Genomic DNA, 12,319 nt, shown 5'->3' on the forward strand with positions numbered 1-12,319 from the left:
TCGAGCGCCCCTTCTCGACGAACAGCACCCGCCGGCCTGAGCGGGCCAGCCGGTAGCCCAGCATCCCGCCGCCCATGCCGGTACCCACGACGATCACGTCCCACATCACGCGTTCGGCCTCGCGCGCCCTCAGGTCGCCGTCAGCCAAATCGAACTCCTCAGCAGATGATGGCCCAAAGCATGGCCCGGTCTGAGCGAATCGGGATCGTAACATCCGTTCGCCGCGGACAGACGGGCAAAGTTACCCGCCCTGCCGGGCAGCGGGTCACATCCACGATGGCCACCTCGATGGTCCTCGGCGCGGTGGACCCGGCAACCCTACCGCAGGAGCCCTGTTCGTCTATCCGAGTGACCCGGGTCTGCTGCTAGCATCGCGCCATGGCTCAAAGGGGCGCCCCGGTGCGGATCGGAATCCTGGGCGCGTCAAGCTACGCCCCGACGACGCTCATCGACCCGGCTCGGGGAAACGACGAGGTCGTGGTGGCCGCGGTGGGAGCACGCGATTTGTCCAGTGCTCAAGCTTTTGCCGCCAAACACGGCATCGCCCGGGCGCACGGGAGCTACGAGGCGCTGATCGCCGACCCAGATCTGGATGCGGTCTACGTGCTGCTGCCGACCAGCATGCATGGCAGGTGGACCCGGGCTGCGCTTGACGCGGGCAAGCACGTGCTGTGTGAAAAGCCGTTCACTGCCAATGCCGCCGAGGCCCGTGAGATCGCCGAACTGGCCGCCAAGTCAGAACGGGTTGTGATGGAGGCAATCCAATTCCGCCACCATCCGTTGACCTTGCGCGTTGAGGAGATCATCGCCTCAGGGGAGCTGGGCAAACTGGAGCTGGTGGACGTCGCCTTGTGCGTAATGCTGGCGAAGCGCTCCGGCAACTGCTACAACTACTCCTTTGCGGGTGGGGCGATGATGGATGCCGGAAGCTATGTGGTCAACATGCTCCGCACGTTCGGCGGCTCGACCCCGGAAGTTATTTCGGCACGGGCGAAACTGCGCGATCCTCGGGTGGACCGGGCCATGACGGCCGAGTTGCGCTTCGCAAGTGGGCACACGGGCCGGCTCCGCTGTTCGCTGTGGTCGTCGGACATGTTTCGGGCGACCGCCAAGGTGGTTGGCGACCGCGGCGCGCTGCGTGTGCTCAGTCCAGCGGCACCCCACCTTTTCCCTCGGCTCTCGATCCGCTCGGCCGACGGAAAGCGTGTGGAGCGATTCCCGCGGCGCGTCACCTACGCATATCAGCTTGACGCTTTCGCCGCGGCGGTGCTGCGCGGGGAACCGGTGAGGACTTCGCCGGAAGACGCGGTCGAGAACATGACTGTCATCGATGCGATCTATCGCGCTGCCGGCCTCCCGCTGCGCGAGCCGTCCTGAACGGCAATCCATTCGCCCGGTTGGCACTTCGGACAACACGTTGGCGTGCCGTGTCGACACACAGGCCGAGGCGATAGATCGGGTGCGTTCGCTCCCGCCTACGAACGCCGCCGATCCAACGACGAACGATCAGCCGAAGCCGATGGCCGAACGCCACACTGACAGTCGAAGAACCATGCATAATGACCGATGCTCCTGACGTTGCCTACGCGCACGACGACTGAAAGGCTAGAGCCCACGATGAAATTTGTGCTGGCAAGCTATGGAGGTCGCGGCGACGTCGAGCCCGCCGTCGTTGTCGGCCGTGAGCTGCAGCGCCGAGGGCACGACGTTCAAATGGCCGTCCCGCCCAACCTGGTTGGCTTCGCCGAGGCGGCAGGGCTTGCGGCGGTCCCCTACGGGCTGGATTCGCAGCCGGTTCTGGATGCGCAGCGCAACTACTGGACGTGTTACTTCCGCACCCCCTGGAAGCTCAAGGAGCTGAACAGGATGGCGCGCGAAACACAGGAGTTCGCTACCAAGTGCTGGGGGGAAATGACCACGGCGCTTGCGTCGGTGGCGGACGGTGCCGACCTGCTGCTCACCGGTCTGATTTTCGAGCAGCCCGCTGTCAACGTCGCGGAGTATTACGACATTCCGTTGGCCACGCTGCATTTCTTCCCGGTGCGCGCCCACGGCCAGCTCCTGCCGTTCGTGCCGTCGCCGTTGAGCCGCACCGGAATGACGGTGAACGACTGGTTGGTTTGGCGCGGGATGAGGAAGGGCGAGGACGCGCAGCGTCGTGAGCTGGGCCTACCGAAGGCAACACGGCCCGCGCCGCGACGGGTCGCAGAACGGGGATCGCTGGAAGTCCAGGCTTATGACGAGGTGTGCTTTCCCGGGCTGGCAGCCGAATGGGCGAAATGGGATGGCCAGCGACCCTTTGTCGGCGCGTTGGCGTTGGAGTTGGCGACGGATGCCGATGAGGAGGTCGCCTCGTGGATTGCCGCGGGAACACCGCCGATTTTCTTCGGGTTTGGCAGCATACCGGTCGAATCTCCGGCCGACACGATCGCCATGATCGGTGCGGCCTGCGCGCGGTTGGGCGAGCGGGCGTTGGTTGGCGCCGGCTCGAGTGACTTCAGCAACGTCCCCCATTTCGAGCATGTCAAGGTGGTGGGCGTGGTGAATTACGCGGCGATCTTTCCGGCCTGCCGCGCGGTCGTGCACCATGGTGGCGCGGGTACCCTGGCCGCGGGCCTGCGCGCCGGAGTCCCCCAGTTGATCCTGTGGACGTTGCCGGATCAGCCGTTCTTTGCGGCTCAGCTCAAACGACTGAAGGTGGGCTCTGGGCGGCGCTTTTCGACCACCACCGAGAAATCGCTGGTCGCGGACCTTGGTAAGGTCCTCGCCCCGCAATACGCCGCCCGGGCCCGCGAGATCGCCACCCGGATGAGCACACCCGCCGCAAGCGCCGCGGCCGCCGCTGATCGCGTAGAAGGTTTCGCCCGCCTCAGATCCCGCCGCGGATGCACGACATGATCAATTCGCCCTGCCAGCCAAATCGCCCCCGAACCCTGAAGACGATGGAAGCCGGGCGCTTGCCCAAACTTGTGAATTTCAGGTTCTATAGGACACGTGTTGGATTAGACTCCCGGGCGGGTTAGCCGGGGACGCGAGGCCCCCGGCTTTCATTTCGCAGAACGCACACAGCACGTGAAAGGTTGGGATCCACGATGGCTGAAGGCGTTTTCGGACGTAGCGACGCTGAGATCGATCTCTTGGTTCGTGGAATGCGGTCGGGGATCGCGGTTGTGGGCTTCGGGTATATCGGCACGGTGATTGGTGCCGTCCTGGCAGATCGCGGCTGGCCGGTGACCGGGATCGACGTGAGACAGAACGTCGTCGACGAGATCAACCTGGGCAAGACCACCGTGCCCGAGCCAGGCCTCAACGAGCTCGTGTCCAACAACGTACGAGTCGGCCGCCTTCGCGCCACCACCGATTTCGGTGTTCTCGCGGACAATGACTTCGTCATCGTGACCGTGGGTACGCCACTTGGTCCGGACTATGAGCCCATCGTCGACGACATCAAGGCAGCGGCGCGGGCCGTGGGGGAGCAGTTGCATACCGGCCACGTCGTCATCCTCAAGAGCACGGTGCCGCCGGATACCACCGAAAAACTTGTTTTGCCGATCCTCGAAGAGACCTCAGGGCTGCGGGCTGGGGTGGACTTCGGGTTGGCGTTTTGCCCTGAACGGCTCGCCGAAGGCCAAGCCATCCGCGAGCTACTGTCGATCCCCATCGTCATCGGTGCTGTCGACGAGCGCAGCGCTCGCGCCTGCTCCATACTGTGGCGCCACGCCCTGGGAATGGACTCCATCGTCGTCGACGATCCGCGAACCGCCGAGATGGTCAAGCTTGCGGACAACCTCTGGATCGACCTCAACGTCGCGATTGCGAACGAACTGGCCAAGGTGTGCGACCGGCTCAACATGGACGCGCTCCAGGTCATCGACGCAGCCAACTCGATGCCGAAGGGCAGCCACAACGTCAACATCTTGATGCCGAGCATGGGCGTCGGTGGCTACTGCCTGACGAAGGATCCGTGGTTCGTCAACCATCTCGGACAGTCCGTCGGGTTGGACCTGGCAATTCCGCGGACGTCGAGGACCGTCAACGACACGATGCCTGCTTACACCTACGGGCTGCTCAAGCAGCTCCTCGCCGATCGGGGCAAGGCAATCGAGACCAGCAGGATTGCCGTGCTGGGCATCGCGTTCAAGAACAATACCGGCGACTGCCGGCTCACGCCCACCAAGTACGTTGTCGCCTTGCTCGAGGAGTCCGGCTGCCACCTTTCGATCCATGATCCGTGGGTGCACGGCGAGGAGGCCGTCACGGTGACGAATATCCCCCTTACCGCAGACATCGAGTCAGCGGTCGAGGATGCCGATGCCCTGGTGGTCCTTGCGGGGCACCGAGAGTTCCACCAGATCCCTCTGGCCCGGCTCGCGGAGCTAACGGCCGCCAGGTGTGTGTTCCTCGATGGACGGAACAGCTTCGACCCAGCGGCAGTGCGCGCCGTCGGCTTCGTCTACAAAGGGATCGGCCGATAGGTGAACGTAAACCGCCACGTGGAAATGAAAGAGTAAATATGTCCAATGTCGTCGTGACGGGCGGCTACGGCTTCATCGGATCGCACTTGGTCTCCGCATTGCTGGATCGCGGAGACTCGGTCACGGTTTTCGACGTCGCAAAGAACACCCGCGACAGCAGTATCGACTTTGACCGGCACGCCAACTTCCGGTTCGTGCAAGGCGATGTCACCGATCTGACCGCACTCGAAGAAGCCCTGACTCCCGGCGTCGACACGGTATTTCACCTGGCCGCAGTCGTCGGTGTCAAAAACTATCTCAACGATCCGCTCCGGGTTCTCGACGTCAACGTGATCGGCACTCGCAACGTCCTCGAGCTGAGCCATCGGCACGGAACACGCGTCGTCTTCGCCAGCACGTCTGAGGTGTTTGGGAAAAACCCCGACCCGCCGTTCGCCGAGGACGATGATCGCGTCCTCGGTTCGACAAGGACCGCGCGGTGGAGCTACAGCACCAGCAAGGGTATGGCCGAACATCTGGTCTTCGCGATGCATGCCGCCTACGGATTGCCGGTGACGGTAGTTCGCTACTTCAACGTGTACGGCCCGCGGCAGAATCCGATATTCGTGGTTTCGCAGACCATTCATCGGATCCTCAACGGCCGCCAGCCGTTGCTCTACGACTCGGGTGACCAGACACGGTGCTTCACCTACGTCGACGACGCCATCGCCGGCACCCTACTCGCGGCCGACAGCAGCGCGGCGATCGGTGAGGCGTTCAACATTGGGAGCATGACCGAGACGACTGTAGGTGACGTCGTCGATCTGGCGATCAAGATCGCGAATGTCGACTCGGTGTCTGGCGCCGAAGCTGTTGACACTGCAGCCCGTTATGGGGGCCGTTATGAGGACATCCCCCGTCGTATCCCCGACTCGACCAAGGCGCAGCGGGAGTTGGGATGGCGGCTCCAGGTCGACGTCGAGGAAGGTATTCGCCGCACCATCGATTGGGCGCGCGCCAACCCGTGGTACCTCAAAGAACCCGCAGGCGATCAGCCGTAAGACAGCCGATGAGGCTGGGACCGGCTTGCGCGACTACGCGGTCGCAGCATGACCGCAACGGACGAGCAGGCCAAGCTCAATCCGGTCAGTGGGTTAAACGAGACTTGCGGCACCGGACAACTGCGGGAGGTTCGTGTTCACTGGCACTACCCAGCCCGGCCCTTGCCGTGTGATCTTGAGAATGGGCCGGGCGAGGTGTGGCCTTGGCGGGTTGCGCGTCAGACGTTAGTTGCGGATCAGGAATCCGTATGGGAGCAAACGTAAAGCGGAATTTGTTCGCCCGCTCCACGTCGTGCGTGTAGTCATTGGCGAACTCTTGTTCGTATGCCTCGACGGCTTCATACCGGCCCCGTCCCCCATACATCGTGGGATCGTAGGGTGACGATGCCGGTGCCAATCTGATTTTGCGGTTCCGGCTAGATGAAGTGCGGAATGCAGTATCGTATCGGTCCGTGACACTCCTAGATCGTGTATCCCGATCCATACGTTGGAAATTCAACGCGCGCATCCACAATCGGATGTATGCCTACATCGCCCGCCACGCCGATGATGACGTGCTCTTCATGAACTGGGCCTACGAAGAAAACCCGCCCATGGCCATACCGCTGGAACCCGGCGACGAATCCCATCGCTATCCCATTCAGCTCTACCACGCCACCGCAACCCAAAACGGTGAACTCGCCGGCAAACAGATACTTGAAGTGGGCTGCGGGCAGGGCGGCGGAGCATCTTATTTGACCCGCACACTCAAGCCGGCATCCTATGTCGGGCTGGACCTGAACGCCACCGGTATCGAGTTCTGCCGCCGCCGCCATCAAGTACCTGGGTTGGATTTCATCCACGGCGATGCCGAAGACCTTCCCTACCCCGCCGAGTCATTCGACGCCGTGATCAATGTCGAATCCTCGCACTTCTACCCCCACTTCGACCGGTTCCTCAGCGAGGTCGCAAGAGTGCTGCGCCCGGGCGGGGCGTTCCTCTACACCGATGTGCGGCAGTGGTTCCAATGCGATCAATGGGAGGCGGACCTGAACGCCGCCGCGGGACTGCGGATGGTGTCGGGACGGGAAATCAACACCGAAGTGTTGCGGGGCATGGAACTGAACACGCCGCAATGGGAAGCGGTGTGGGATCGAATGGTACCCGGATTCTTGAAACCAATGGGCAACTCACCCGCGAAGGGTACCCAAATGTACCGGGACATCGAGAGCGGAAAGCAGTCCTACCGGATGTACTGCCTCACCAAGGCTTAACCCGCCGCAGGATACGTCCGACATCTCAGTTTGAAGTGAGGGCGCCGTTATCGGCACCCATCATCTCGTATTTCAGAGATGGCCTGATACATATGTGTGATCGTTCGGCTCGATAGGTCACTCGGGCTGCTCGCCGATCCATTCGCGCGGTGGTCAGTGGGACAAACGAGACTTGCGGCACCGCGACTTCAGTGCGGCTGCGCCCAGACGCGGTGCGGCAAAAGGCGATCGCGCGGGGCGGGCCGGCGGGGGTGATCATCACCATCGGCACTGATCAATGCCAGTGCGCGTCTCTGCCGCCGATTGGGGAGGTCCTGACTAATTCGGGTGATTGCTCGGAGGCATTGCGCATTTCGAGCCCCGTGAGCGGACCCCGTTTGGTCGCGGCCCCGTGAAACCGGACAACTGCGGGAGGTTCGTGTTCACTGACACTACCCAGCCCGTCCCTTGCCGTGTGATCTTGACAAATGGGCCGGGCGAGGTGCGTCCTTGGCGGGTTGCGCGTCAGACGTCAGTTGCGGATCAGGAATCCGTAGGGAGCAAATGTAAAGCCGAATTTGTTCTCCCGCTCCACGTCATGCGTGTAGTCATTGGGGAATTCTTGCTCGTATACCTCGACGGCTTCATACGGGCCCGGTCCCCAGCCGGGAACGTTGGGGTGTCCGTTGAGCATGGAGTCTTCCACGATGAGGTAGTCGCCGGCGGAGAGTAAGGGCCGCAGTAGTTTCATCTCGGCCAGCACGTGATTCATCGTGTGGTCGCTGTCCAGGATGGCGAAGATCTTGCCGGGGTACTCGTCTTTGAGGCGCTGGATCTCCTCAGCAATAGCCGGGACCGTGGATCGCGATTCGATGAATGAAATGTTGGGATCGCGCCGCGGTACCTCCTGAAGGCGCGTGTGGGTGATGTCCACGGAAAGCACCTTGAATGGGTTGCCGATTTGCCTCATGATGTCGGCGAAAAACAGGGCCGAGCCGCCGAAAGCCGTGCCGAACTCGATCACCAAAGAGGGCTTCAGCTCAAACAGGATTTCCTGATAATTCCACATGTCAGAGACTGACTTCCAGCAGTCGATCCCCAACCAAGTAGTCTTCTTCCACACGTTAGTGTTGTAGTACCACTTGTGATACTCTTCGGCCTCCGAGCCCCTCGGCTGGTAAAAATATGGAGCCAGGAGACCAGTCGCAAGTCTTCTTCCGAGACCTGATGGCGTCGGCCGGGACTCAATCAAGTGTGCGCCAATTCTTAGGACTGTGTTCTTGTCCACATAACTGGCTTGGTGCCCCGCCTCTCCGTGACTCGTTGCCGGGTTTATGCGACCCGACCTCCGCTCGACATTTTCTTCACGTTGCCTCCGCACCGCAGCATGGTAGCAACAGATGCTGCCATCTGTTGACCTTTTGTTGGCCAACAAATTTGGGCAGATGTTGTTGATCTTGATTCGGGACTACTAAAGGCAAGTTCAGGCGGTTGCGATCTGGTTGTGCGGTTGCGACCAGATCTCGTGCAGCGGCCGCTGGCCTGGTGGCAGCGCGGGGTGAGGATGGCGGTGGCAGGCGAGAATGTTCCAGCGCATGCCGGGCAGTTGGAGGCGCCGGAGGCCGCAACTTCTGGAAGAGCTTCTTGCGCACCCCTGGGGATCCAGGATCTGATCAGGTTTCCGTGAATGCCTGTGCGGGACCGAAGGCCGCATGTTCCGCCCCGCAGTTCGAGGCGAGGGCCACGTTAACGGCGCCCTACATGCTCTACTTCGGGAAGTCCTACATGTGTGTGATCGCTTGGCTCGAAAGGTAATTCGGACTGCCCGCCGATCCATTCAAGCAGGGCACGCAGGCCTTCCTCGAGCGCCCACTTTGGACGCCAGTCGAGCTCGTTTTTCGCCGGCTCGATGTCGCACCTCGCGGCGCGTACGTCACCGTCGCGGAATTTCGCCACGACGATCGGTTCGGGGGCATCGCAGATGGCGGCAATCTGTTTAGCCAGCTCATGGATGGTGGTCGGGATACCCGACCCGATGTCAAGGCAGCGTGGTTCGGCCGCAGGTCCCTCTATCGCAGCGAACAGCGCCTCGACGACATCGTCGATACAGACGAAATCGCGCACGATCCGACCGTCTTCGTAGACTTCCAACGGGCGCTGCTCGCGTGCCAATCGTGCGAAGAGAGCGACTATTCCGGTGTACGAATTGGTCAGCGATTGGCCCGGCCCGTAGACATTCTGCAGGCGCAGCACGCTGAGCTTGGCGTCATGGGCGGCCGTCCAGGCGGCCAAGATGTGTTCTTGGGCGAGTTTGGTTGCGGCGTATATGTTGGTGGGCCGGGGCTCAGTCCGGCTGGCACAACTCGGAAGCGGGACTGCAGGTTCACCCATCGGCCCTTGCGGATCCCAGCTACCGGCCAGGAGCTGAGTGTGGCTGCGCGGCTGCGGGTAGAAGAGCCGAGAGCCGTATTGCCAAGCGCCCTCGCCGTAGACGGCTCTCGACGACGCCAGGACGAACTGGTCGGGCACGAGCGCTGAGCGGCTCAGGGCGTCGAGAAGCTGGGTCGTTCCCACCACGTTCACCGAACCATGGCGCGTCGCCTCGGAGAGCGACTGGGCCGTTCCCGTCTCGGCCGCCAAATGGACGATCTGGGATGGACGGGATAACCGAAGCGCAGCATCCACATCGGGGGCGTGGGTGATATCGCCGGTGAACAACCGCACCGATGGCGGCAGGTTGATCGCTGCACGTTCGCCGTGCACTTGCGGGTGCAGGACGTCCATCACAGCCACGTCATAACCGGCCTTGACGAGACGGCGCGCGAGCGCGGACCCAATGAATCCCGCCCCGCCAGTGATGAGTACGGATGTTGACAACAGCCGACGCCTCCGGTTCCTAGGGTGCGGTCCGGGTGATCATACCGGGGCCCTCCCGCAGCAAGATCAGGTGTTGTCGGCCGCTTGCCCAAAACTTCTGGATTTCAGGTCGATAGCGCGGGGCGCTGGTGGCAGGCTTCGCCGACAAATCCGCTGCCGACGCTCCGCAGCGTGTTAACCGTGGGCGAGTGCGCGGTCGGCAAGTGCTTCCATTACCGGTGCCAACAGCCGGGAGTATTCGAGCGTCATGTGTTCCTCGTCGATGTAGACCATCGTGTTGCCGACGACGACGGGGCAGCGGTTTGTGGTGCAGAACAGCTTGGTGAGGTCGACGTATTGTCCGCCGCCGGCTTTGGTGGCGGCGGACTCGGCTGCGATGCCGGGTTCGTTCACTGCGGTCAACCTGGGCGACGAGCAGGCCGTCGCGTCATCGAGGTGACCGGACAAGCAGATCGGCACGTATGTGTGCGGATCCGGGATCGGCCCGAGCACCAGCACCTTGGCGCCGGTGCCGCGCAGCTGCTGCACCAGGCGGGTCAGGCCGTCGATCCACGCCGGGTCGTAGGACGTAAAACCTGACAGCCAACCGTTGCCGTTGCCGGCACCGTACCCCCGCCACTGGCTCACCACGATCAGCCGCGGGTGCTCGTCGCGCAACCGGGCGAGGATCTGACCGCGCCACTGCGCGCAGTGCTCAAAGTGTTCAACAAGGCCACTGAACAGGTGGTTGGTGATGGGCAAGTCCATCAATGGGCAGGCCCCCTTGGCCAGCATTTCCAGCCGCCAGTGCCGCTGCGCGGCTACCTCCTGGAACGCCGGATTCCACATCGCGGCATGCGAGTCGCCGACCAGGGCCACCGTCGTCGTCGAGGCGGTATCGCCCGTCGCGCACTCGGGTTGTCCGCTTTGGAAAGGCTCGCGCAGGCAGCCCTTGAACAACATGGCCTTAAGTTCGGCTGCCGCACCGGCAAGCGGCGGGTTCAGGTTCGACGGGACGGCTTTGAGCTCGGCCGACGCCGCGACCGCGGCCTGCACCTGCGCGAACGCATCCTGCACTGCCGCGTCGTAGGCATCAATGTCGGAGCCGGTCGGGGGAGGCGACGCAGTGATGGTCGGCGCCGCAGCTGGCGCGCCGCGGCCGACAGGGAGCGGTACCCATGCCAGCAGCACCACACCGACACAGACCGCTATCGCGGTGGCGGCACCGCCCAGCGCGAGACTGCCCAGGGGAGAGCGGCGCACCGGAGCGGCGAATCGCAACGGGTTCTCGATGAAACGCAGGGTAAGCACCGCCAGCCCGCCAGAGACCAGCGCTGCTGCCAACCTGGCGGCCAGCCCCAGCGGGTGGCCCAGCAATAGCGGTGCGAGCACCAGCACCGGCCAGTGCCACAGATACCACGAGTAGGACACCCGGCCGATCGCGCGCATCGGCGACACGGCCAGCACACGGCCGCATCCCTGCGACGGCGCGGCACAGCCCGCGCCGATCACCAGCGCCGCGCCCAGCGTGGGCAACAGCGCGGCGGTGCCCGGATAGAGCGTGGCCGCGCTCAACTGGGTGCAGGCCAGCAGGATCAGGGCCAGACCCCCCCATCCGGTGATCGCGGCAGGTGTTGCCGGTAGCCGGCGCCACAGGCCGGCCGTGAGGGCCACCAGGCCGCCGAGCGCCAATTGCCAGGCCCGGGTGGGCAGCGAAAAGAACGCCACGGCAGGCATCACGTAGGTGATCACCAGCGACATTGCGAACGACACGGCCGCGACCAGCGCAAGGACCACCAGATACGGGCGTTCCGACGAGGTGGCATGGGTGCTGGTGCGCCGACCTGCGCGCCGGATGAGCCACGCCGTGCCGATGATCATGGCCGGCCACACGAGGTAGAACTGTTCCTCGACGCCCAAAGACCAGTAGTGCTGAAATGGCGAGGGCGGCCCGTGGCCGCCGAAGTAGTGGACGCCTTCGCCAATGAACCAGTAGTTGCTGACATACAACGCGCTGGCGATGCCGTCACAAATGACGCTCCGGACCTGCAACAGGGGTAACAGGAAAGCCGAGGCGATCATGGTGACGACGCCTACCGCGGCCGAGGCCGGCAGCAGTCGGCGGGCCCGCGCCCCATAGAAGCGGCGCAACCCGACGGTGCCGGAGGTGCTCACCTCACGCCAGAGCAGGCCGGTGATCAAAAAGCCCGAGATGACGAAGAACACGTCCACGCCGACGAACCCGCCACCCACGCCGGGCACGTCAGCGTGAAACAGGACAACGGCCACCACAGCGATGGCGCGCAAGCCCTCGATGTCGGGGCGAAATTCCTTGTGTGCCGAGCGCCGATCCTCCACCCCCGCGGCAGGGCTGACGCTGTCGGCTTGGCGCAAGGTCACCTACCCAGTCAGAGGACACGTTCGTCGAGTCGAGGCATTATCACATACCCGTTCAACAGTTCTCCGCCAAATCCACCACTGGCCTGCATTATCGCGCCGCCGGCCTATCGCTTCGCGAGCCGGCCTGAACGCTAATCCGTTCGCGCGGTTGGTACTTCGGACAACAGGTGGCGCGCCGCGTCGACACATCGGCGGAGTCGATCGATCAGCTGGCGAAATGGGCCTGGTTCAGATGCTCGGCCACCCGTAAGGCGTTGGCCGCGACCGTCAAACTGGGGTTCAAACCGGCGCTGGAGGGGAAGAACGAGGTGTCCAC

The 12,319-nt window shown here is 63.3% G+C and carries 9 protein-coding genes; 5 read left to right on the top strand and 4 right to left on the bottom strand.

Annotated features, from left to right (window positions below):
* Positions 1-214, bottom strand: a 214-nt coding sequence (locus ACLP4W_RS19670; RefSeq protein ID WP_442388784.1) for an FAD-binding protein, incomplete at its 3' end; no start/stop codon positions are given.
* 164 nt (positions 215-378) lie between these two features.
* On the opposite strand from ACLP4W_RS19670, the gene ACLP4W_RS19675 reads away from it, so the two are divergent.
* The 5 genes from ACLP4W_RS19675 to ACLP4W_RS19695 all read left to right on the top strand — a co-directional run bounded on the left by ACLP4W_RS19675 (position 379) and on the right by ACLP4W_RS19695 (position 6,768).
* On the top strand, positions 379-1,377 hold the full coding sequence (locus ACLP4W_RS19675) for a Gfo/Idh/MocA family protein (RefSeq protein WP_442388786.1): 999 nt from the start codon (positions 379-381) through the stop codon (positions 1,375-1,377).
* Positions 1,378-1,617: 240 nt separating this feature from the next.
* The gene (locus tag ACLP4W_RS19680) at positions 1,618-2,898 is read left to right on the top strand and encodes a glycosyltransferase (protein WP_442388787.1); all 1,281 of its coding nucleotides are present in this window, start codon (positions 1,618-1,620) and stop codon (positions 2,896-2,898) included.
* Between the two features lie 194 nt (positions 2,899-3,092).
* Positions 3,093-4,475 carry a nucleotide sugar dehydrogenase gene (locus ACLP4W_RS19685; RefSeq protein WP_442388789.1) on the top strand — a complete coding sequence of 461 codons (1,383 nt, stop codon included), beginning with the start codon at positions 3,093-3,095 and terminating at the stop codon, positions 4,473-4,475.
* A 38-nt stretch (positions 4,476-4,513) separates the two neighbouring features.
* The gene (locus tag ACLP4W_RS19690; protein WP_442388791.1) at positions 4,514-5,515 is read left to right on the top strand and encodes an NAD-dependent epimerase/dehydratase family protein; all 1,002 of its coding nucleotides are present in this window, start codon (positions 4,514-4,516) and stop codon (positions 5,513-5,515) included.
* A gap of 452 nt (positions 5,516-5,967) precedes the next feature.
* Positions 5,968-6,768 carry a phthiotriol/phenolphthiotriol dimycocerosates methyltransferase gene (locus tag ACLP4W_RS19695; protein WP_442388793.1) on the top strand — a complete coding sequence of 267 codons (801 nt, stop codon included), beginning with the start codon at positions 5,968-5,970 and terminating at the stop codon, positions 6,766-6,768.
* 511 nt (positions 6,769-7,279) lie between these two features.
* On the opposite strand, the gene ACLP4W_RS19700 is transcribed toward ACLP4W_RS19695, so the two are convergent.
* From ACLP4W_RS19700 to ACLP4W_RS19710, 3 genes are all read right to left on the bottom strand, one after another.
* Positions 7,280-7,942: a rhamnosyl O-methyltransferase gene (locus ACLP4W_RS19700; protein WP_442388799.1), complete on the bottom strand. Its 663-nt coding sequence runs from the start codon at positions 7,940-7,942 to the stop codon at positions 7,280-7,282.
* Positions 7,943-8,493: 551 nt separating this feature from the next.
* On the bottom strand, positions 8,494-9,624 hold the full coding sequence (locus ACLP4W_RS19705; protein ID WP_442388795.1) for an NAD-dependent epimerase/dehydratase family protein: 1,131 nt from the start codon (positions 9,622-9,624) through the stop codon (positions 8,494-8,496).
* Between the two features lie 174 nt (positions 9,625-9,798).
* Positions 9,799-12,003, bottom strand: coding sequence for an acyltransferase family protein (locus ACLP4W_RS19710; RefSeq protein WP_442388797.1), 2,205 nt, complete (start codon positions 12,001-12,003; stop codon positions 9,799-9,801).
* Between the last annotated feature and the right edge of the window lie 316 nt (positions 12,004-12,319).

It is taken from the genome of Mycobacterium sp. (assembly GCF_052145595.1).
GTDB lineage: Bacteria > Actinomycetota > Actinomycetes > Mycobacteriales > Mycobacteriaceae > Mycobacterium.